Origin of the sequence: Sediminibacillus terrae (assembly GCF_009602435.1) — a bacterium.
GTDB classification, from domain to species: domain Bacteria; phylum Bacillota; class Bacilli; order Bacillales; family Amphibacillaceae; genus Sediminibacillus; species Sediminibacillus terrae.
Genome location: NZ_VZDQ01000021.1, coordinates 121,713 through 143,611, shown reverse-complemented (window position 1 = coordinate 143,611; position 21,899 = coordinate 121,713). Strand labels below are relative to the sequence as shown.

Annotated in this window: 22 protein-coding genes and 1 other annotated feature; all 22 genes read right to left on the bottom strand. The window is 43.3% G+C overall.

Going from position 1 to position 21,899, the window contains the following annotated elements; all coding sequences use genetic code 11:
* Positions 1-38: 38 nt before the first annotated feature.
* Complete coding sequence (locus tag F6X55_RS06760) at positions 39-1,427, bottom strand: solute carrier family 23 protein (protein ID WP_026570430.1); 1,389 nt, start codon at positions 1,425-1,427, stop codon at positions 39-41.
* Positions 1,428-1,596: 169 nt separating this feature from the next.
* Positions 1,597-2,139, bottom strand: coding sequence for a bifunctional pyr operon transcriptional regulator/uracil phosphoribosyltransferase PyrR (pyrR, locus tag F6X55_RS06755; protein WP_026570431.1), 543 nt, complete (start codon positions 2,137-2,139; stop codon positions 1,597-1,599).
* A gap of 229 nt (positions 2,140-2,368) precedes the next feature.
* Complete coding sequence (locus tag F6X55_RS06750) at positions 2,369-3,274, bottom strand: RluA family pseudouridine synthase (protein ID WP_153462514.1); 906 nt, start codon at positions 3,272-3,274, stop codon at positions 2,369-2,371.
* On the bottom strand, positions 3,271-3,738 hold the full coding sequence (gene lspA, locus F6X55_RS06745) for a signal peptidase II (RefSeq protein ID WP_026570433.1): 468 nt from the start codon (positions 3,736-3,738) through the stop codon (positions 3,271-3,273). The genes F6X55_RS06750 and lspA overlap by 4 nt, the downstream gene beginning before the upstream one ends.
* A 535-nt stretch (positions 3,739-4,273) precedes the next feature.
* Entirely contained in the window at positions 4,274-7,033 is a 2,760-nt protein-coding gene (ileS, locus tag F6X55_RS06740; protein ID WP_026570434.1) for an isoleucine--tRNA ligase, read from the bottom strand.
* A gap of 94 nt (positions 7,034-7,127) precedes the next feature.
* Positions 7,128-7,346: a binding site (T-box leader), on the bottom strand.
* Positions 7,347-7,421: 75 nt separating this feature from the next.
* Positions 7,422-7,937 (bottom strand): DivIVA domain-containing protein, encoded by a 516-nt coding sequence (locus F6X55_RS06735; protein ID WP_026570435.1) that lies wholly within the window; start codon positions 7,935-7,937, stop codon positions 7,422-7,424.
* A 104-nt stretch (positions 7,938-8,041) separates the two neighbouring features.
* A complete protein-coding gene (locus F6X55_RS06730) occupies positions 8,042-8,815 on the bottom strand; it encodes a YlmH family RNA-binding protein (protein WP_026570436.1) in 774 nt (257 codons plus the stop codon).
* Between the two features lie 39 nt (positions 8,816-8,854).
* Positions 8,855-9,121: a YggT family protein gene (locus F6X55_RS06725; RefSeq protein ID WP_035426729.1), complete on the bottom strand. Its 267-nt coding sequence runs from the start codon at positions 9,119-9,121 to the stop codon at positions 8,855-8,857.
* A 5-nt stretch (positions 9,122-9,126) separates the two neighbouring features.
* On the bottom strand, positions 9,127-9,552 hold the full coding sequence (locus F6X55_RS06720) for a cell division protein SepF (protein ID WP_026570438.1): 426 nt from the start codon (positions 9,550-9,552) through the stop codon (positions 9,127-9,129).
* 15 nt (positions 9,553-9,567) lie between these two features.
* Entirely contained in the window at positions 9,568-10,242 is a 675-nt protein-coding gene (locus F6X55_RS06715) for a YggS family pyridoxal phosphate-dependent enzyme (protein ID WP_153462512.1), read from the bottom strand.
* Positions 10,243-10,260: 18 nt separating this feature from the next.
* Positions 10,261-11,067, bottom strand: a complete 807-nt coding sequence (pgeF, locus tag F6X55_RS06710; protein ID WP_153462510.1) for a peptidoglycan editing factor PgeF — start codon at positions 11,065-11,067, stop codon at positions 10,261-10,263.
* Positions 11,068-11,132: 65 nt separating this feature from the next.
* Positions 11,133-11,399, bottom strand: coding sequence for a YlmC/YmxH family sporulation protein (locus F6X55_RS06705; RefSeq protein ID WP_026570441.1), 267 nt, complete (start codon positions 11,397-11,399; stop codon positions 11,133-11,135).
* 466 nt (positions 11,400-11,865) lie between these two features.
* Complete coding sequence (gene sigG / locus F6X55_RS06700; RefSeq protein ID WP_026570442.1) at positions 11,866-12,645, bottom strand: RNA polymerase sporulation sigma factor SigG; 780 nt, start codon at positions 12,643-12,645, stop codon at positions 11,866-11,868.
* Between the two features lie 125 nt (positions 12,646-12,770).
* Entirely contained in the window at positions 12,771-13,490 is a 720-nt protein-coding gene (sigE, locus tag F6X55_RS06695) for an RNA polymerase sporulation sigma factor SigE (protein WP_026570443.1), read from the bottom strand.
* A gap of 25 nt (positions 13,491-13,515) precedes the next feature.
* The gene (gene spoIIGA, locus F6X55_RS06690) at positions 13,516-14,436 is read right to left on the bottom strand and encodes a sigma-E processing peptidase SpoIIGA (protein ID WP_153462508.1); all 921 of its coding nucleotides are present in this window, start codon (positions 14,434-14,436) and stop codon (positions 13,516-13,518) included.
* Positions 14,437-14,765: 329 nt separating this feature from the next.
* Positions 14,766-15,902, bottom strand: coding sequence for a cell division protein FtsZ (gene ftsZ / locus F6X55_RS06685; RefSeq protein WP_026570445.1), 1,137 nt, complete (start codon positions 15,900-15,902; stop codon positions 14,766-14,768).
* A 69-nt stretch (positions 15,903-15,971) separates the two neighbouring features.
* The gene (gene ftsA, locus F6X55_RS06680) at positions 15,972-17,255 is read right to left on the bottom strand and encodes a cell division protein FtsA (RefSeq protein ID WP_026570446.1); all 1,284 of its coding nucleotides are present in this window, start codon (positions 17,253-17,255) and stop codon (positions 15,972-15,974) included.
* A 299-nt stretch (positions 17,256-17,554) separates the two neighbouring features.
* A complete protein-coding gene (locus F6X55_RS06675; protein ID WP_026570447.1) occupies positions 17,555-17,923 on the bottom strand; it encodes a small basic family protein in 369 nt (122 codons plus the stop codon).
* Entirely contained in the window at positions 17,924-18,637 is a 714-nt protein-coding gene (locus F6X55_RS06670) for a DUF881 domain-containing protein (protein WP_026570448.1), read from the bottom strand.
* Between the two features lie 2 nt (positions 18,638-18,639).
* Positions 18,640-19,344, bottom strand: a complete 705-nt coding sequence (locus F6X55_RS06665; RefSeq protein ID WP_035426731.1) for a DUF881 domain-containing protein — start codon at positions 19,342-19,344, stop codon at positions 18,640-18,642.
* Positions 19,328-20,134, bottom strand: a complete 807-nt coding sequence (locus tag F6X55_RS06660; protein ID WP_153462506.1) for a cell division protein FtsQ/DivIB — start codon at positions 20,132-20,134, stop codon at positions 19,328-19,330. The genes F6X55_RS06665 and F6X55_RS06660 overlap by 17 nt, the downstream gene beginning before the upstream one ends.
* 619 nt (positions 20,135-20,753) lie before the next feature.
* Positions 20,754-21,854 (bottom strand): stage V sporulation protein E, encoded by a 1,101-nt coding sequence (gene spoVE / locus F6X55_RS06655; RefSeq protein WP_026570452.1) that lies wholly within the window; start codon positions 21,852-21,854, stop codon positions 20,754-20,756.
* Positions 21,855-21,899 lie beyond the last annotated feature (45 nt).

Below are 21,899 nucleotides of genomic sequence, written 5' to 3'. Positions count from 1 at the left end.
CTTGCGAGAAGAATACAGTCCCTCCATTGTTTGTCAGGTCAATCTTTGCCTTCTCCTTCTGTAACAGGTTCCGGCTCGGTATCACTGAACATATTTCCATTTCCATATCCCTTCTCTTTTCCAGGCAGAGCCAGATTCAGCAAAACACCGATGAGGGCTGACAACGCCATCCCGGCTATTTGCAGGTCATCCGTTACTTGAATAAACGCCCCGCCAATCCCGATTACTAAAATAACAGAAGAGATGATCAAATTTCGCTTATCTCCTAAATCCACTTGATTGTCAACCAGCATACGTAAACCACTTGAAGCGATAATACCGAATAATAAAATCGATACGCCTCCCATCACTGCGGAAGGAATTGCACCTATCACAGCTGTTATGATTCCGACAAATCCGAACAAGACAGCAAGACACGCAGCTCCTCCGATGACGAACACACTAAATACCCTGGTTATTGCCAGTACCCCGATATTTTCACCATACGTAGTGTTAGGCGGCCCACCGAGCAGAGATGCAATGATCGTAGCTGTCCCATCGCCAAGGATGGAACGGTGCAGGCCTGGCTGCTTGATGAAATTCCTGCCAACGACCTTCGACAGCACCATTTGATCCCCTGTATGTTCCGTAATCGTCACAAGGGCAACCGGCACCATCGCAAAAGCGATTTGCCAGCTGATTACTTCCAATGGAGAATAATCCACAAAAGGCAGAACAAAACCGGGATTTTGAAATAAAGCAGCGAAAAACTCTCCGATAGAGCCGGCTGAGGTCAACGAAGCCCACTCAGCAGCAATTTCGCTTGTGTCGACAATTCCTTGAAACAAAGCAAAGATATAGCCGCCGATGATGCCGGTCAAAATCGGAATAAGACCGAAGAAGCCTTTAAAGAACATGGTGGCGATGATGGTGATAGCCAGCGTGACTAATGCCACAGATAAGTGCGTCCCGCTGTACACCTGCTCATCAAGTCCCGGTACATACATCGCCATATCGATCGCTGTCGATGCAAGACTTAAACCGATGACGATGATCACTGGTCCTACAACGATTGGAGGTAAAATCCGCATGAGCCAATTCAATCCAGAAGTGCGGATAAGGAGTGAAACCAGACCATATACCAGACCTGCTAAAAAACTTCCTACCATGGCACCGGGGATGCCGCTTGACTCACTGACGACCGTTAGCGGGTAAATAAACGCAAAACTCGAGCCTAAATAAGCCGGTACTTTTCCTTTGGTAATCACAAGGTATGCCAATGTTCCCACTCCACTGGATACAAGCGCTATTGCCGGAGACAATCCCGTGAGAAAAGGCACGAGAATCGTTGAACCGAACATGGCGAATAAATGCTGTAAACTCAAAGTAAGCCATTTATGAATTTTAGGAATGTCTTGTACATCCATGACGATTTGTTTGCTGCTCATTTTGTTTCCTCCTCTGATGTAACCTTGTTGATTTAATCTTTGTTTCCAACAAAAAAACCTCCTTGCTAGATCGCAAGGAGGTAAACGTGTCGAAATTACGCACACGTATCCAATCGCGACCTTGCAAGCCTCACGGGACTCGATTTAAAGGTCCGTATATTATCTTTTATTATTTTTCGTAGATACTTACATCATCATGGCTGTCTGTTTCATCCAGTTCCACCACTATGATTTCTTCCTTGGATGTCGGAATGTTTTTTCCTATGAAATCAGCCCGGATAGGTAGCTCCCGATGACCTCTATCAATCAACACTGCTAGTTGTATTTGTTGTGGTCTTCCTTGATCGACAATAGCATCCATCGCGGCCCGGACTGTTCTCCCTGTATATAGAACGTCATCCACCAGCACCAGTGTTTTCCCGGAAATGTCTCCGTCAATCTTTGTTTCATTCAAACGCGGTTCCTGATTTTCTTCCACATTGGAAAGATCGTCCCGGTAAAGCGTGATATCCAATTCACCTATCGGTACTTCGACACCCTCAATTTGGGCGATTTTTTTTTGGAGACGCTTTGCCAGCGGGATACCACGCGTTTTTATACCGACAAGAATCAAGCCCTGTACCCCTTTGTTTTTTTCTAAGATTTCATGGGCTATTCTTGTCAGCGACCTGCCTATTGCCGCATCATCCAAGACTGTAGCTTTTTTTTCCATCGTGCTGCAACCCCCAGTCAAACTTTTAATTCATAAAAAATCCCTTCTTTCGCGAGCGGAAAGAAGGGATTTGGACATACTTCAACCATTGCAGTTTGTCAACTATCCGTTCCTTTCCAGCCTCACGGGACTGTTTTAAAGGATTCTATTCAATTATCGTACAACGTAAACTCCTAATTGCTACAATTTCTATCTACGATTATTTCAAAAGAACCGACTGCTGTCAACCTCATTTTCTAAGTTTCGCTAAAATTGTTTGTAGTTCATCCGGCAACGGAGCTTCGAATTCCATCCGTTCTCCCGTTTGCGGATGAGTGAACCCCAACAATCCGGCATGCAGTGCCTGGCCTTCGACATCCAGTGTTTTTTTCGGTCCGTATTTCGGATCGCCCGCCAAGGGATGTCCGATGTATTTCATGTGTACCCTGATCTGATGGGTGCGCCCGGTTTCGAGAACACATTCTACGTGGGTGTAAGACCCGAATCGATCGATAACCTGAAAATGTGTGACAGCAGACCTTCCATCACGTACTACTGCTTGTTTTTGCCGGTCTTTCGGATCTCTTCCCAATGGGGCATCGATCGTTCCATATTCATGTTGGATATCCCCGTGAACGATAGCCTGATATTTTCTGGACATGGTTTTATCTTTCAATTGTTCAGCTAATGACAAATGAGCCTGGTCGTTCTTAGCTACAACCAACAGACCTGTCGTGTCTTTGTCGATCCGATGAACGATCCCCGGCCGGATCACCCCGTTGATTCCGGATAAATCATGGCAATGGTAAAGAAGTGCATTTACCATGGTTCCATTATAGTGACCTGGAGAAGGATGAACGACCATTCCCTTCGGCTTATTTACCACTAAAAGACTCGAATCTTCATAGACGATGGGCAAAGGAATATCCTCTGCTTTTATTTCCATTTCTTCCGGTTCCGGAACTTCCCAGGAGATTTTTTCTCCTTCCAAACATTTATGATTGCTTTTAACCAGACTTCCATCGACATAGACAAGTCCATCTTTTATCCATTCCTGTACTTGCGACCTAGAAGCACCTTCATTGACCTCAGCCAAGAGTTTGTCGATTCTCATGCCGGTCTGGTTGGCTTGTACCATATGACTGGAATTCGTCATTTTGCAGTTCTTCCTTTCTTCTTCTCATCAACAAAGGTCATGATTAAAATAATGATCACTCCGCAAACAAGTGCGGAATCAGCAACATTGAATATAGGATAGTCATAGCTGCCTAAATAAACATCAAAAAAGTCTACGACCTCTTTCCGGAACAAACGGTCAATGAAATTGCCGACCGCTCCACCCAGAATTAATCCCAGTGCCAATCCCATCCACTTGCTGGTTCTTGCAAACTTCCTGATATAGTAAATTACGATCAGTACTACAATAGCCGTAACAATATAGAAGAACCACATTTGTCCTTCCAACATGCCCCATGCTGCACCTGTATTTCGATGAGAGGTAATATAGAAAAAATTCTCTATAACAGGAAACTGCTCGCCTATTTCCATGTTCTTGATAATCCACCATTTTGAAAGTTGATCTATCAGGACAATGATTACTGCCAGTATGTAATATTGCACACTGCTTCCCCCGTTCTTATCGCTTTCTTTTACAAACTAAAGTTTACCACAAATCAACGTCCTGTAAAAATGGAGCTCCTGTTTTAGTGCTAAAGGTACTCTGTCAAATGTGGTGGTGTGGTATTCACTCCACCCTTTCTTTATCGAAAGGCTCATTCCAAAAAACAGCTATTTTCCTGCGGCCGCAGCGGAACGAAACTCGCTTTCCGCGGACGAACGCCCAAGCCTCCTCGCCAAGCCCGCTGTGGGGTCGGTCGTCCGTTTTTCCGCAGGAGTATCGCTTCGTTCCTCTGCTACGCTATTTCGCTCTATAGAGACTTTTAACCGCTTGCTGCCATAAAATTTTGTTTTAATCGTTCAAGTCTTTGCTTCCAAAGGAATCTCGTTTTAAAACTTTTACGGGGTCACCACCACATTCAGTTTAGAGCCGTGCTAAACCGCGTGTCATCAAGCAACAATCCTCAAGAAAAAAACGATATAAAAAAGGCAGCCGGGTATCAGCTGCCTTTTTCTGCTTGATGCTAGCCGTTTCAAATCAAACGATATCAGCGTAATGCTCTTTCACAACCTCCGCACAGCGGGAACAAAGCTCTGGATGCTGTTCATCATCTCCGACTGTATTCGAGGATACCCAGCATCGTTCACATTTTTCTCCTGGATGCTTTTCAACCTGAACAGAAACATGTTCATATTGTTTGGCTTCCTTATTGCTTTCCTGGATTTCCAAACCGGAAACAATCAGTAATTGTTGGAGATGTTCGATACTGTTGAGCAAATCCTTTGTTTGAGAATCATTTGGCACAACGTGAATCGTTGCCTCTAACGACTTTCCGATGACTTTCTCTACTCGCGCTTCTTCCAACGCCTTCAGAATATCATCCCGAATATCCATAAACCGATCCCATTTTCGCTTTAATTCATCCTGGCCATCAAATTGTTTTGGCTCCGGCATATCGGTCAATTGAACACTTTCCGCTTCTGTACCAGGGATATACTGCCAAACCTCGTCTGCGGTATGGGAAATAATCGGTGACAACAATTTCACCAATGCTGTCAAGATTTGATGGTATACCGTCTGGATGCTTCTTCTCCTATGGTTGTTTGCCGACTCGATATATAGCACATCTTTGGCAAAATCCAAATAGAAAGAACTCAGAGAAATCGAACAGAAGTTATGGATATTGTTGTAAATAGTCGAGAATTCATAATGATCATAAGCGTGTCGAACTTTCTCGATCAGTTCCTGCAATTGGATCAGCATGTAGCGGTCGACTTCCTCCAACTCTGCATAGGAAACTTTATCACTCGAAGGATCAAAGTCCTGCAGGTTTCCGAGCATAAACCGGAACGTATTACGGATCTTGCGATACCCTTCAGAGGTCTGCTTGATGATTTCGTCCGAAATTCTTACATCTGCCTGATAATCGACAGAAGCAACCCATAACCTTAAAATGTCCGCACCATACTGTTTCATGATTTTAGAAGGAACGACAACGTTTCCTACTGACTTACTCATTTTTCTGCCTTGGCCGTCCAGGGCAAATCCATGGCTGATAATTGCTTCATATGGAGCTTTGCCTGTAACTGCCACCGCGGTGGAAATGGAGGAATTGAACCAACCGCGGTATTGATCGGAGCCTTCCAGATAAACGTCTGCCGGACGCTGAAGCTCCGGGCGCCCTTTCAATACTGCTTCATGGGAAGAACCGGAATCGAACCAAACATCCATGATGTCTGTTTCCTTTGTAAACTTCCCATTAGGACTGTGCTCGGACGTATATCCTTCCGGCAACAGGTCTTTTGCTTCCCATTCAAACCAGATGTTCGATCCATGCTCACTGAACAATTCGGAAACATGATCAATCGTTTCCTCGGTGATGATCGGTGTACGATCCTCTCCGTAAAACACCGGGATCGGTACTCCCCACGCCCTTTGACGTGAAATACACCAATCTTCCCTGTCACGGACCATATTATACAACCTAGTTTCACCCCAGCCTGGATACCAATCGATTCGTTGGATTTCATTCAGGATATCTTCACGAAAATCTTTGATAGATGCAAACCATTGATTGGTCGCTCGAAAAATAGTCGGTTTTTTGGTTCTCCAGTCATGAGGATAGGAATGCGTAATGAACTCAAGTTTCAGCAAGGCACCCACTTCTTCCAGCTTTTGCGTGATCTCTTTATTGGCAGAATCATAAAACTGGCCTTCGAAACCTGGTGCTTCATCGGTGAAGTTCCCTCTTTCGTCAACGGGACAAAGCACTTCCAGGCCATATCTGTTGCCTACATGAAAGTCGTCTTCCCCATGTCCGGGTGCTGTGTGGACACATCCTGTACCACTTTCCGTCGTAACGTGCTCACCGAGAACTACAAGAGAATCACGATCATAAAATGGATGCTTCGTGACGATCCGTTCTGCATCCCTACCTTTAAATGTCTTGGTTACTTCAGGTTCACTCCATTCAAGCACCTGTGTAACGGTCTCCAGCATGTCATGGGCGATTACATACTTGTTATCATCCACTTTCACCACAGCATACTCCAGATCAGGGTGCAGGCTGATCGCCAGGTTTGCAGGGATGGTCCACGGAGTCGTGGTCCAAATGATGAATTTTTCATCGCCATCCAGTACACCTTTTCCATCTTTAACATCAAAGGCAACATAAATGGAAGCCGATCGTTTATCCTGGTATTCAATTTCCGCCTCGGCAAGCGCTGACTCGGAAGATGGAGACCAATACACCGGCTTAAGGCCTTTATAAATATATCCCTTTCTTGCCATCTCACCGAAAACTTTGATTTGAGCAGCCTCATAATCCTTATTTAACGTAATATAAGGATTCTCCCAGTCGCCGCGTACTCCCAGCTGTTTAAATTGGGTCCGCTGGTTATCGACTTGCTTCAAGGCATATTCCGCACACTTTTGCCGAAATTCAGCGACCGTCATTTTTTTACGGTTGACCTTCTTTTTTGCCAGAGCTTGTTCTATCGGCAATCCGTGGGTATCCCAACCTGGAACATAAGGCGCATGGAAGCCGGCCATAGATTTGTACCGGACAATAAAATCTTTCAGTATCTTGTTCAAAGCGTGACCCATATGCAGATCCCCATTAGCGTAAGGCGGCCCATCGTGCAAGACGAAAAGCGGTCTTCCTTCCGTACGCTGTTGGACTTTTTCATACATCTTTTTCTGATCCCATTCTTCTTGCATCTTCGGCTCTTTGTTCGGCAGGTTTCCCCGCATCGGAAAAGCTGTCTGTGGCATCAGTAGCGTTTGCTTATAATCCATATTTTCTTTCCTCCTTGTTAGCTGTGCAAATCCATCTGCAAATAGTCTAGACAATCCACGAATGGCAGGAAAATAAAAAAAGCCCTTCTCATCCCGAAGGGACGAGAAGGACTCGCGGTACCACCCTTTTAGAAGGACTTCTCAAAATCCTCCCACTTGAAATTCGTAACGTGAACAAGACGTCCGCCCCTACTCTATTTCAACGCGGATACTAAAGGGTGATCTTCCAGAAAGGCTCTGCTCCGGGCTTACACCGTCCCCGGATCGCTAATACAGACTTCTCTTCCTGTACTGTCCCTGTCTTCGTATTTATCAATCAATTTATTTTACAGAAATAGTAGCGTTTATGTTTATGAATTATATGTAAAATTCATGAAAACGTCAAGGTTTAATAATTATTTTCGACTGCCTCTTTTTCATATTCTGTTTCCGGATCTACTTCTGTGGTCAGCAATCCGTCCCAATCATCATTTTCAATCATGTCAAGCTGGGCTTCTACCAGCATTTTCAAACGTGTTCTGAAAACTTTTGCCTGTTTTTTCAATTCTTCTACTTCCATTGCGATCCGACGGGATTTATGCAATGCCTCATTGATAATCCGGTCAGCATTTTTTTCCGCTTCTTTGATGATCAGTTTGGATTCTTTCGTGGCATTTCCTTTCACTTCTTCGGCAGTTTCCTGGGCCACCAGGATCGATTTATTCAGAGTTTCTTCAATATTGGTAAAATGGCCCAACCGCTCATCTAACTGGTCTAACCTTTCTTTCAAATCCTTTTTCTCCCGAATGACCGTCTCGTAATCTTTGATCACCTGGTCCAGGAATTCATTCACTTCATCTTCATCGTATCCTTTGAACTTCCGGGTGAACTCTTTGTTATGAATATCTAGCGGTGTCAATGGCACATCGGCCACCTCCTGTCTGTTAGTATGAAATAAATATAAAAAAGTGCACTAAACTGTAACAGATTAATTCGACAAAACCGGGGGAAATCCTCCATGATTTTTGGCTATTTCAAAACTTCCGCAGTAATTTTCCATTTTTCTTTTTTACTGAGACCATGGATTTCCTTTACATGGCTTCTGCCTTTTCCCCTTAAAGACAACAAATCTCCCTGCTCAAGCATAAAAGCCGGAGTGTCGACGACTCGGAAATTGACTTTCACCAATCCTTTTTCGATGAATTGTACAGCTGTTTGCCGGGAAATATTATAAATCTCTTTGACCAGCACATCCAGCCGCAGTGAAGCCACTGTCATGTTTTTTTCCTGCCAATGCTCGCCTTTTTCCATTAATTGCCCAAACGACACTTCTTCAAAGTTGACGCTTGCTTTTTTAATGTTTGTCAAATTCATCCGGACATACGATGCGATTTCGGCAGCTGTTATAATTTGGATAAATCCATCCCGTACTATCAAGTCGCCGAGTTTTTTACGTTTGATTCCCATGGAAAGAAATGCGCCCAAAACATCGCGATGTCCAAGACTGACAAATTTCACAGGATAAGAAGCCTCAAGCAATGCTAATTCGAAATCACTCCCCGTTATTTCTTCATAATAAGGGGCCAGTATTGCTCTTTTTCTTTCTGATGACGGACTCCCGCCATTTAAGCGCCAGCGGAAGTCGTCATTATTGCCAATCAACGAACTGAAAACTTTTTGTTCGCGCGGATCTAGAAAATCCGTCAATTTCCGCTGATAACTCCGTCCTACTTCTTCTTGCCAGGAAAGCACCTGATCGATAAAGGGCTTTTCTTCTTTACGAAAATGTTGATAAATATCCATTTGTTCACCTAGCCGTATACTTTAGTTGGATGATGCGGGTTAAAAGCCGCCAAAGCCGAACAATACCGCCAATCCTCTTGTCGCGAAATTAAGCACCAGGATTGCAACAATAGGAGAAATGTCTATCATGCCAAGCGGCGGTATGATTTTTCGGAACGGCTCCAAATATGGTTCGCATATTTTGGCCAGAAAATTTCCAAACGAGGATTCCCTTGCCCCGGGGAACCAGGACATCAAAATGTAGGCAATCAGCGCAAAACTGTAAATCTCAATCGCATAAAATAATATTGTATATAGTTGATACACTGTGACTACCACCTTTTGTCTAAATCTTCTTCGAACATGTCGGAAATCGTGCCAGAGACATCAACATTATCCGGCGTACAAAGAAATGTGTGACTGCCGAGTTTTTGAATATCTCCGGAAACAGCATAGACGGTGCCGCTCAAAAAATCGACAATCCTCTTTGCCTGGTTATGGTCTACACGCTGCAAATTGATCACAACCGCTCTGCGATTGACAATGTTATCAGCGATTTCTTGTGCTTCACTGTATGTACGTGGTTCCAGAAGAACTACCTTTGATGCAGGCTGAACACTTTTCAGGCTCACAACGTTCTGCCCCTGGCCTTTTTGCTGGGAAGCAGCTTCCGGAACCTCCAATTCTTCTTCTTCCTCGATATACTCGTATTCATCATCCAATGTAAAAAAAGTTTTTAGTTTGTTTTTAAAACTCATTCTTTTCACCTCGAGCTATTTTTGGCCGACAAGCTTAGAACCAATTCTAATATGGGTCGCACCTTCTTCTATGGCCAACTGATAATCGTTGCTCATTCCCATGGACAGGTATTGACAAGGGGCATGCTGATAATGCTTTTGCGCTATTTCGTCGCGAAGCATTTTTAGCCTGCGGAAGGTTTGCCTGATAGTTGCTTCGTCTTCGACAAATGGCGCCATCGTCATCAAACCGACAACTTGGACTTTTTCATATTTCGCAAGCCCTTCAACAAATTCCAGCGCTTCCTCTGGTCCGATTCCATGTTTCGACTCTTCTCCGCTTGTATTGATTTGCACAAAGCAAGGAATCGATTTCTCGGCCCGTTTATTTATTTCTTTTGCCAGGGAGGACCTGTCAAGAGAATGGAGCATGTCTATCTTATTAATCATATCCTTTACTTTACGGGATTGCAATGATCCAATGAAATGCCAGGCGGCCTTATCACCGATTGCCTCATATTTTTGCGAAAAACCTTCCAGCCTGTTCTCTCCTAAATCGCGAACTCCTGCTGCCAATGCTTCCTCTGTCCGGTCAATTGTAACATATTTCGTCACGCCGATGAGTGTAATCTCCTCTTCTTTCCGGCCGGCCTTCCGGCAAGCTTCTCTTATATTTTGCTGAATTTGCTCTAGGTTCTTTGCTACGTCCACAAGAATATCTCCTTTCCACTAATTTTGCCAGCCGATAAAACCCAGCATCCGACCTGTTTTCCCCTCGTCTCTTCGATGAGAAAAAAATAAGTGGCTTTCTTCAAAGGTACAAAGTTGACTCCTGTTGATATTTTCAGCCGGCAAGCCTGCCTTCCGTAAAAACAATTCATTTAATCGCTGTAAATCCAAAAAAGTGCCCGTTTCTTTTTCCTGTAGGACGGCCTCTTCCATTCCGTCCGGCACCTGCCCGATTACCTTGTCATCCACTTGATAAGCTCCAACCCCGATGGATGGACCTATCGCCGCAACAAGTGTTTCCGGTTTTACACCGTTTTTCTGCAATAGGGAAACCATTTTTTCTGCCATTCCATTGACTGTTCCTCTCCACCCTGCGTGTGCGATTCCAATCCAACGGGATGCAGGATCAAAAAAATAAAGCGGAACACAATCAGCAAAGAAAGCTGTACACAAAATACCCGTTTGATTTGTAATTAAACCATCGACATTCAAGATGGCATCAGCTTGTGAATGAGATCCTTTTCCCTTGTCTGGTTCAGAAACGACTGCTATTTCGGTTCCGTGTACCTGCTGGGCAACCACCCAATCTTCCAAAGGAAACCCGGTGTGTCCGGCTAATCTTTGTCTATTAGCTATCACGGCATCTTGATCGTCGTTTACATGTAACCCTAAATTAAAAGTGTCGAAAGGAGGGAGGCTTACCCCGCCTTGCCTTGTGGTGAATCCTGCTTTCAATCCAGGTGCCCGTTCACTCCAGCCCTCGATAGAAAGAACCGATTCTTCTGATAGTTGAAAGGGGTCTTTCATGATTCTCCTCCTTATTTTTTCATTCATTTTATCATATTTGCAAGAATTTTTGCTGATGTTTGATATTATTCACTCTTTTCGGTGTACAAGGTGGGTTCTTTCTGCTTTTTGACAAGGATAACATCCGAACCGATCGTAACAATACTTTCCCACGGGATTACTACTTCTTCTTCCCTTCCGAAAAGCCCCATCATTTTTCCTTTCAAACCGATTACAAGAAACGTAATCCTGCCACGATCTACATCGATTTCCAGATCGGTGATATTTCCGAGCCTTTTGCCATCATCTACAACAATCACATCTTTAATTTGCAGTTCTGAAAGCGTGATCATGGTTACACCTGCCTTTTCTATTCACTATATGCAAACAAAGGGCATGTTTTTCGGAAAAAATGACAAGTTGGTCCCCTTCTTTTTCAAAGATGTTAAAACCAAACCGCAAATTATCAGCTGTCCATCCTTTTATATTCAAACAGACCATCTTTACCTCTTTTCTACTGAGTCTAGCGGAAATACCCTGTACATTCCGGAGGTGATTAGCTTCCTCGGGCTAACGCTCTCGCGGTTCACACCAAATTTTTACTCCTGTCTGGTTTTCAGGTATTTCCTTTGCCAGGGGGTACCTTCCTGTTCAGTGTATTAGCATATTATTTAGAAGATGAACAACTTGATACAAAAACCTTAGCTGACAAAACAAGCTAAAAACTCAAACAAAAAATCATCAGCAGTTTGTCTGTTTGCTGATGATTTTCTCGATATCTGGGTCAGTTATAGCTAGTAATTAACAAGGCCGAAATGCTCATTCAAACATTTCTTTATTCATTTCTTGAATTGCAGCTTTCTCGAGGCGGGAAACCTGGGCTTGAGAAATGCCGATTTCCTCTGCTACCTCCATTTGTGTTTTCCCTTGGAAAAAGCGCTTGTTCAGAATCATTTTTTCTCTTTCATTCAGCCGTTGCATACCTTCTTTCAACGAAAGATTGTCCAGCCAGGTGCTATCCCTATCTTTATTATCACTTAATTGATCCATCACAAAGATTGGATCGCCGCCATCATTATAAATCGGCTCGAACAAGGAGACTGGATCCTGGATGGCATCCATCGCAAAAACAATTTCCGAGTGTGAAATCCCCATTTCTTCGGCAATCTCCATAGGTGTTGGTTCTTTAGAGGTTTTGCTGATCAGTTTTTCTCTTACTTGCAGCGCTTTATAAGCTATATCGCGCAAAGACCTTGAAACCCTGATCGGGTTATTGTCTCTTAAGTATCTTCTAATTTCACCGATTATCATCGGTACTGCGTAAGTTGAAAATTTCACATTTTGGCCGAGGTCGAAGTTATCGATGGACTTCATCAAGCCGATGCAGCCCACTTGAAACAAGTCATCTCCATATTCACCACGATTATTGAACCGTTGGATGACGCTTAAGACCAACCGTAAATTGCCGTTTACCAATTCTTCTCTTGCAGCAAGGTCTCCTGCCTGCATTTTCTTGAAAAGAATCCGCATTTCATCATTTTTAAGAACAGGTAATGTTGATGTGTCTACTCCGCAAATTTCTACTTTATGTCTTGTCATGTGCCTTACCCTCCCTGTTGGAGATGCTATTCATGGAACAGTATCTCCTCAGAGAGGATTTTTATGCAGTCCGTCCAACGCCCAAAAGTTGCTAGGAGCGTTTTAATTCAACGCCCCCCAAAGCTTCAGACCATTTTATTAAATTCTTTCTTCAACCTGCTGATAATCTTCTTTTCCAGACGGGAAATATACGATTGGGATATCCCAAGCATGTCGGCCACATCTTTTTGTGTTTTTTCTTCTTCGCCTATCAGGCCAAACCTCAATTCCATGATTTGTTTCTCACGTTCATTTAATTGTTCCAGGGCGCTTCGAAGTAAGTTTTTGTCTACGTTGGCATCCAAGTCTTTGGTGGTGATATCCTCATCTGTTCCAAGGACATCGGATAACAAAAGCTCATTGCCATCCCAGTCAATATTTAGCGGTTCATCAAAGGAAATTTCCGTTTTTAATTTATTGTTCCGGCGCAAGTACATAAGTATTTCATTTTCTATGCAGCGGGAAGCATATGTAGCAAGTTTTATCTTTTTTTCAGGATTGAAAGTGTTGACGGCCTTTATCAAACCGATGGTCCCGATGCTGATCAAATCTTCGATGTTGATTCCGGTGTTTTCAAACTTCCTTGCAATATAAACGACAAGCCGTAAGTTCCGTTCGATCAGCATCGCCCTTGCAGCCTTATCCCCGACCGGCAGACGCTTTAATAGCTCGTGTTCTTCTTCCTTGCTAAGTGGAGGAGGCAATGCTTCATTGCCTCCAATATAGTAAATTTCTTTGGATTTCACTCGCAGTTTGATAAGTAGTTTATACCACCATAATTGCAGTTTCAACTTCCATTTCCCCATCTGTATCCTCTCCTTTTTGCGATATTTAAGCAGATGTCGCTGTAGAATATTTAAGAATGCCCGGATGCAGGAGACAGTGATAACTGCCATCTGTCGCAAGGCTTCCAAACTGCATGCCGATAAGTATCCTGCTTGTGACAATTTGCTTATCCCGGTAATAGGTATCAATCAAGTCCGGCCTGAAAACAAGCATGAATGTACTCCTGCCGCCGACTCCCTGATATGGAACCAGGCGTAATTTGTCCGACCAAACCTCTGGAAGCTTCTCCAATTGCAGATTTTCCTGCACATCCCGAAACGCAGCAAGTTCTTCTTCACTAAACCATTGAAGTAATATGGACTGTTCGCAAATGATGACCGGCTCCTTCGACACCGGGTCTACCAGTGAATTTCCACTATCCATGTAACCGGTGGACGATACTCTTTTTCCACGGAATGTCAAAGTGATAGGAAAGAGATGATCGATTTGCAGTTTATCAAATGCGTGCTTGTCCATACGGTTCTTGGTAAACCACCAGACACAAGGGAAACCGATCAATACAAAGAGCCAGCTGACCTGATCTCCGAAACCAGTTTTGAAAGTCAGCATTCCGCTTGAGGATGCCAGTACCTGTTGCCCAATCAAAAAGTGAAGAGCCATCAAACTGCCACCAAGGATAAAGGAAACGAAGTAGAACCATACCAGGCTGGTTCGAAAAGACCTGGCATTGTGCCATCCAAACGCTGTCCAAACGATCAACAGGGAATAAAGTCCTTTGCCCCACCAAGCAGTAAAAAAAGACTCTGGATAAAAAATAGTTAGTGGTACAAGCAAGGAAGCGACAAAAGCACCTATAACGAGCCGTAACCGGTTCCGGGGATTTTTGGCTATATAATGGGTTAGGATTAAAATCATCCAATCCAACAGAAAGTTCAAAAGCCAGACAGCATCTAAATAGATTGTCACGTTCACTCTTCCTTTCAATCTACCAATCAGGACTTGTAGCAAGTATAACGAACTGGAAAATAGAAGTCTGTCATTTCTTGAACCATTAAAACAACTTATTTTCAGAGTTTATCAGTGATTTTGTCAAAATGTTTTCTTGATAAAACAGTAAGAATTTGTTTTCCTTTCTCTGCCAAACGGATGCAAGGATATGCTTTTCATCCCGCCGCCTCTTCATAAAACGCATTTTATCCAGACCTCAGAGAGCATCGCGACATTCAGTACAGAATCGTTTGTTCCATAAACAAAAAACCCTTCAAGCATTTAACTTGAAGGGTTTTTGCAGAACTTTATCTTCTGCGGTTTCTATTCCGTAAAAATGTAGGGATATCGAGAGTATCCTCTTCTTGTTTTACCTGCTGTCCTTGTACAGGAGTTTCACGTCGTGGTTCTTCTTTACGTTTTTCTCCGCCGGCAGTCTGTGTTTGGTTGCTTACCGCAGGACGTTGTTTGGGTTGGTTGGATTTCAATTGCGATTCATCAAAACCAGTCGCAATAACTGTTACCACGATTTCATCTTTAAGATCCTCATTGATCACCGAGCCGAAAATAACATTAACTTCCTGGTCGGCAGCTGAAGTCACTAGGTCTGCCGCTTCTTGTACTTCATACAAGCTTAAATTAGCTCCACCGGTAATGTTCATGAGTACACCGTGCGCACCATCAATAGAAGTCTCGAGCAGCGGAGAAGAAATGGCCTTTTTCGCTGCCTCAGTCGCTCTATTTTCCCCTGTTGCCACACCGATTCCCATCAATGCAGAACCTTTGTCATACATGATAGTTTTGACATCGGCAAAGTCAACGTTAATCAAGCCCGGCTTGGCAATTAAGTCGGAAATCCCTTGAACACCTTGGCGAAGGACATTGTCTGCTTCGCGGAATGCTTCAAGCATCGGGGTATTCTTGTCGACAATTTCCAATAAACGGTCGTTTGGAATCACAATCAAGGTATCGACGTTGCTTTTCAGTGCGTCTATTCCGCTTACTGCCTGTGTAGAACGTCTCCGGCCCTCAAAACTGAACGGCCGGGTCACAACTCCGACAGTCAAGGCACCGATTTCCTTAGCAACCTGTGCAATAACAGGGGCTGCTCCCGTTCCGGTTCCGCCGCCCATACCAGCAGTGACAAACACCATGTCAGCGCCTTGAAGGACTTCTTCTAACTGTTCCTTGCTTTCCTCTGCTGCCTTTCTGCCTACTTCTGGATTGGCACCTGCTCCCAGTCCACGTGTCAATTTTGATCCTATTTGCATCTTCACTTCTGCTTTTGACAAATTCAACGCCTGGGCATCCGTGTTGACAGCGATGAATTCTACACCTTCAACTCCATGCTCGATCATACGATTGACCGCGTTGCTTCCGCCGCCGCCTACACCGATTACTTTAATCGTTGCAAGCTGGTCCATATTTGTATCAAACTCTAACATTTTCGTTCCTCCTAATTTGCAAGATTACAAGATTCATCGAAGTTATAGATTCTGTAAGGGAACGCTTGTTTAATCAAAGAAGTATTTAAACAGATTAGCGATTCCGGATTCTTTTTTCTTGTTAGACGATGTATCCTTTTGATTTGCTGCCCGTTTCTGTTTCGTTTGTTTAGGTAAATCCTGTTCAGCTGGCTGTACAGAAGCTGAAATCTCTTTTCCTTGTATTTTCGCATTGTTGTATGCAAACTTCAAGATACCTACGCCACAGGTGAATTGTGATTCTCTGACACCTATGTAATCCGGTATAGCAATGCGGACGTTGGATTGGTATACATCCTGGGCAAGTTCCAATGCACCTGGAATGCTGATTGTTCCACCGGTAAGTACATAGCCGCCTGCCAACTCCCTGTAACCCATTTTTCTTATTTCTCTTTCAGCATAAGCATAAATTTCTTCTAATCTAGCTTCAATCATATCAGAAATCTGCAGTTGATTAAATGTTTGTTTTTGATTGCTGCCGATTATGGTTGTATCGAACGTTTCCTCTTCCCGTGCATCATCAAAAAAAGCATGTCCATAATCCAGTTTGATTTGTTCGGCTTCCTCAGATGAAGTACGAAGCCCAATCGACAAATCCTTGGTTATATTGTCTCCGCCCAAAGCAATGACACTGGTGGCTGCTAAGTGGTCATTTTCAAATACGGAAACCGTTGTACTTCCGCCTCCTACATCAATCAATGCCACTCCCAGATTCTTTTCATCTTTGGATAGTGCGATGGAACCGGCAGCCAATGGCTGCAGACAAATATCGAGCACTTCAAGGTTGGCTCTTTCAACACATTTCAAAATATTATGTAATAAAGTCCTTGAGCAAGTAATGATAGTTCCTTCCATTTCCAGCCTGACTCCTATCATTCCCCGCGGATCATTTATTTCATCCAGCCCATCTACGATGAACTGCTTCGGTACTACATCTATGATCTCCCTCTCCGGAGGGATCGAAATCACTTGTGCCGCGTCAATCACCCTGCCGATATCCTCATTGCCTATTTCCCTGTTTTCACTCGAAACTGCCACCACTCCATGACATGGCTGCAATTGAATATGGTTGCCATTTATGCCGACGACGACCCGGTCAATATGCATATCTACCATTCGTTCTGCCTGTTCAACAGCCGTTTTAATCGATTGCACCGTTTGATCTATATCGACGATGGCACCTTTTTTCATTCCATTGGAAGCTGCTGTACCGACACCAATTATATTCAAAGAATCGTTAAGCACTTCCCCTATTATCACTTTGATTTTCGATGTACCTATATCCAGGCTGACTAGTATTTCACTGTTGTTCAAAGAAAGGCACCTCCCAGTCTAAAACATTTTGAATAGTTCACATCTTATCGAACATTTTTATTTTTTACAAAGAAAATAAGCTCTCCTATTAAGTAAAACATTTCTTGACAGTAAAGTATATGGAAATTTTAAGCTATCTGGCGACTGTAAGCAATAAAAATCAGCAATAATTTTAAAAATAAGCTTGTCAAAGCGGCAGCCAAACAAACAGATAGCCAACTTAGCCTATATTCCCATTCCATCGAGGATATAAACCCATATAACTACTATCCTATTCTACAAACTGCAGCGAATTCCTGTTAATTTCTCCGCCACTTGGCCAATTTCTTTGAAATATACTTTTTATCGATGACATATCGTCTGATTGCTGCGATATTTTGAAACAACCGGACTCCGAATGCAAAAACGGCAGCCAAGTATAAATCAATGCCCAGCTGTACACCTATGAATGCAAGAAGCGCAGCGAGCAATACATTGAAAAAGAAACCGCTCAAAAAAACTTTTTCATCGAATTTTTCCTCCAAGTAGGCTCTTATTCCGCCGAACAAGGTATCAAAAGCAGCAAGTACGGCAATCGATAAATAATCCGCATATACGTCAGGAATGCGGATATCCGTAAGCAACCCCAATCCTACCCCGATGATTAAAAATAAAATAGGAAGCCACATTTATTCTTCACCCGCCTCTTCCAAAACTTGCATAGAATTAATTTGAACAGGTCCTTGATATCCAGTTAAGTTGACCTTTTCTTCATAGGTGAATTCCATATCGAGATTTTCTATGGCAAAGTCGTCCTTTGATTGGCTGACTTCCATATAGTCCTTAAGTCTTTCGGGATTGGTCGCCAACACTTTTATCTTCAGCGGGACCGAGGGCAATGGATGGTTATTGACATATGTCTCTCCATTGACCGAACGTACCGGTGTTATATCGACAATCCGTTCATTCGCTATTTGAATGTCTGTCGCCCCGTATGTGTTCAGCTCATTGATAAGACGGTTGAGCAGATCCGGAGCAATGGAAGGGTATGGTTGCCCATTCTCGTTTTCAACGAAAAGGGGAGAAATATCGATGACGATTCCTGGCTGCTGTAAATCCGTCAATCCAGCCTTGCTCCTCAATTTTTCCAATGAATCCTTCAGCGTCTGAACCTTTTCGGATTCTGATGTTTCTTCATACTGATCGATCGTCTGTTCCGCATCTCTGATTTGTTGATACAGATTCTGCTGGAATTTCTGTTCTTCCTGCAACTGGGACCTAATTTCCCATAGATCTCTAGTGTCCCGCTCGTCGGGTTCTCTGTTTGTTTGAAATTGTATAGCTACCATAAGCCCAATCAGGCCAAAAACAAGGGAGATGATTACTTTCTGTTTGATTTTCACTGCTATCCCCTTTCCTGGTCGACTCTGGCACTCATCTGGATATCTTCCATCTTTTCCATTTCTACTTCAATATTGTCACTGACCAATTCATCTACGAGTCCATCGGTTAAGTTAATGCTCGAGTACATGACTTCCTGGTCTCCGATCGCCGAAATGGAAAAAGGAGCCGGATGGGTAACCCCATCAACAGAGATAACCGGTCCAACACAATTTATATAACTGTCCCTAAACACGCGTTGGCCATTTATAGAAACTGCTTCCGCTCCTGCACTAAGTAATTCGTTCACTACGCGATGAATGTGACGTTCATGGACAATATATTGATTCGCATTTTCTTCTGAAGGTACATAATCGGCGTCGCTCAAAGTTATCTGGACACCTTTTCCGGTCACAGGCAACTCTCCGGTAATCATTTGTAATTCCAATTTACGATCGACAAAATTATCGATTGTTTCGGTCTGTCCCCCTAATTCTTCCTCAAGATTTTGTATTTCTTTTCGTTTGCTTTCCAAATCTTTTTTCAATTCTCGGTTCTTTTCTTCGAGATTGATCAGCTGCTGCCGGTAGTAATAATCTTTTTCCCACTCCTGATCATTGACTTGTACTACTTTCGATTCTTGTTTGGTGTGTTCGTAACTGATGGCTACTAAGAAACCGGAAACAAGCAAAACCAATGACAGAACGACATGTCTACCCCTCAGCTTCATCCTGATCACCTTCTTCTGTTGCCTGATCTCCCTCTTCTTCCTCTTTTTGATAGGATTCAAAGTAAGCTCCCACACCGATGTGAATGACTCCCTCACTTCCAGGCTCCAACTGAGCCACTATCGAAGGATAGGCCTTCATTTTCGCTGAAAAGTTGCGAATCGTTCCTTCAACCTCATAGCCGTCATTCATATAAAGGGAGATTTTATAAGGATTTTCATCTGTAGGTTCCCAGTTGATTTCCGAAATTAACCCAACGATGCTCGATGGCAAACGCTGGAGTTCTTTCGTCATTTCCTGCAAGTACGTTTCTTTATTGAAACCAGACAGTAGAGGAGCATCTCCATTCGCTGTTTTCATTTTTTCCTGTTTGAGACTTTTCCCGTTCTCCAGAACTGGATAATAGGCCCCGTCTTCCATGACATATCCCACTCTGTTATATTCCTTTATTTTTATTTCGATGGTAGTCGGAAATCGCCTTTCCACTTCCGCTTTCCGAATAATCGGATGCTGTTGTATTTTGTTGCTTACAGCTTGTTTGTCCACATTCCAAAAGTTGTCATTAGTCGACAACCCACTCAACGATTTAACTTCTTGGCTGTCTATGTACTGGTTTCCACCCACGACAACATGGCGGACTTGACTTAGGGGTGATTGCAAATAGACTACGATGGAAATCAAAACAAAGAAAATAGAAAGATAAAAAATCAATCGGCGGTTTGCTTTTTTCTTGCGTGCCTGTTTCAGTTTCGGGATCCGGTCTTCAATGGACACTACTTTTTTTTGACTCATTTTTATCTTCCTTTTTAAAATAAAGATGTGTTGATGGAACCATTTAAAACGAGGTATTTAATACTGAAACATAAACAAACGACATTCTGGATGCCGTTGCGATTGTTCCTGCTAAAATTATATCATATTTTCTTTATGCTTCGTCATATTTTAAAGTGATACTTTCGTCGCAATTAGGCTATTTCCCCCAATACCCCCTTAATCTCACCTCATTCGATTTGTAGTTGTAAGAAAGAAGTTGATAGAAACCCTGCGACATCGTTTGAATTTGTCTTCCTAACTTCTTTTACATTCGTTGAGTGGGAGTTCGGCACTGCGAAAATACCCTGCGCTTTCCGTAGGGAACGCTTCAGCCAGGGTGCTACATGAAACGGCTTCTTCGCTCCCTTGGGTCGAGGAATCCCGATGCAAAGCGTAACCGGAAGACACAGCCCCATGCCGACGGGGTCTTCATTCAAGTTGAAAAGCTTGCCCAAAAAAACAGGGCGATTTAGCAGGTAGTCCAAATACTGGTTAGAATAAATGCGAACACTGACCCGAGCGGTGTTTTCATAAAATAACAAGAGGCCAAATCACATAGGATTCGACCTCTTGCTTTGCAAGTTGCCCTGATAAAAAATCAATATTTTGCATACCGGCTGATATTTAACAAAATCCCCATGGAACATAGGGTCAACGTTAACGAGGAACCTCCATAACTCAAAAAAGGAAGCGTAATGCCTGTGACAGGAATCAAACCGATTACCACACTGACATTGATCATGATTTGTAAGGTAACCATCCCGACAATCCCTAAACCTAGCAAACTTCCAAATGTATCAGGCGCCGATAAGGAAATTCGGATTCCACGCCATAAAAACACACCAAAAAGCACGATCAGAAAGGTCCCTCCGATAAAACCGAGCTCTTCTGCGACAATGGCAAAAATAAAATCGTTATGCGGCTCGGGCAGGTAGAAGAATTTTTGCAGACTTTGCCCCAGCCCTAACCCCATCAAGCCTCCAGGACCGATTGCGTATAAAGATTGTATGATTTGAAAGCCATTCCCCAACGGGTCCTCCCATGGATTCAAAAAAGCAGTGATCCTGTTGATTCGATAAGGAGCTGACAAAATCAACCCAAGAAATCCCGCAATTCCCAGGACTCCAAGACCTATAAAATGCGAAATTTTCGCTCCTGCCACAAATAACATGACAAAGCAGGTCAAGACCAGGACAACGCCTGTCCCCAGGTCTGGCTGTAACATGATCAGCCCGAAAGCAGTGAATATGAGCAATAGTGCAGGGAGAAACCCTTTTTTAAAAGAAGTGATGTATTTTTGGTTGCTTGCCAAATAAGTCGACAAGAATATAATCAACCCAAGTTTCATGAATTCGGAAGGCTGAATGCTGAATGCCCCAACACCGATCCAGCTTCTGGCTCCTCCCCTCACCAAACCAACGCCTGGAATCAATACAGCCAGCAACAAAATAAAACAGATGAAAAGCAATGGTTTGGCATATTTCTGCCAAGAAGAATAAGGTACGTTCATGACTACAAGCATTGCCGCAATGCCGGCGCCCGCAAATAGCAGCTGCCGTTTCACAAAAAAATACCCATCATCAAATTTATATTCTCCCCAGATAGCAGAAGCGCTGTAAACCATGATCACGCCGATTGTGAGGAGAGTGAAAATCGTTACCGCAAGCAGATAGTCCGGAGAATTTTTTGCATTATTCACCCGATCTTCAGCCAAAAAAACACCCCCAATTCCCTTTCTTTAACG

Coding starts and splice junctions, on each gene's coding strand:
- sigG (WP_026570442.1), bottom strand. CDS start 12,645: ATGACAAGACATAAAGTAGAAATTTGCGGAGTAGACACATCAACATTA.
- F6X55_RS06665 (WP_035426731.1), bottom strand. CDS start 19,344: ATGAAGCTGAGGGGTAGACATGTCGTTCTGTCATTGGTTTTGCTTGTT.
- F6X55_RS06730 (WP_026570436.1), bottom strand. CDS start 8,815: ATGGATATTTATCAACATTTTCGTAAAGAAGAAAAGCCCTTTATCGAT.
- F6X55_RS06705 (WP_026570441.1), bottom strand. CDS start 11,399: ATGATCACGCTTTCAGAACTGCAAATTAAAGATGTGATTGTTGTAGAT.
- pgeF (WP_153462510.1), bottom strand. CDS start 11,067: ATGAAAGACCCCTTTCAACTATCAGAAGAATCGGTTCTTTCTATCGAG.
- ftsZ (WP_026570445.1), bottom strand. CDS start 15,902: ATGTTAGAGTTTGATACAAATATGGACCAGCTTGCAACGATTAAAGTA.
- F6X55_RS06660 (WP_153462506.1), bottom strand. CDS start 20,134: ATGAGTCAAAAAAAAGTAGTGTCCATTGAAGACCGGATCCCGAAACTG.
- F6X55_RS06720 (WP_026570438.1), bottom strand. CDS start 9,552: ATGAGTTTTAAAAACAAACTAAAAACTTTTTTTACATTGGATGATGAA.
- F6X55_RS06750 (WP_153462514.1), bottom strand. CDS start 3,274: ATGACGAATTCCAGTCATATGGTACAAGCCAACCAGACCGGCATGAGA.
- sigE (WP_026570443.1), bottom strand. CDS start 13,490: ATGGGGAAATGGAAGTTGAAACTGCAATTATGGTGGTATAAACTACTT.
- F6X55_RS06675 (WP_026570447.1), bottom strand. CDS start 17,923: ATGTGGCTTCCTATTTTATTTTTAATCATCGGGGTAGGATTGGGGTTG.
- ileS (WP_026570434.1), bottom strand. CDS start 7,033: ATGGATTATAAGCAAACGCTACTGATGCCACAGACAGCTTTTCCGATG.
- pyrR (WP_026570431.1), bottom strand. CDS start 2,139: ATGGAAAAAAAAGCTACAGTCTTGGATGATGCGGCAATAGGCAGGTCG.
- F6X55_RS06760 (WP_026570430.1), bottom strand. CDS start 1,427: ATGAGCAGCAAACAAATCGTCATGGATGTACAAGACATTCCTAAAATT.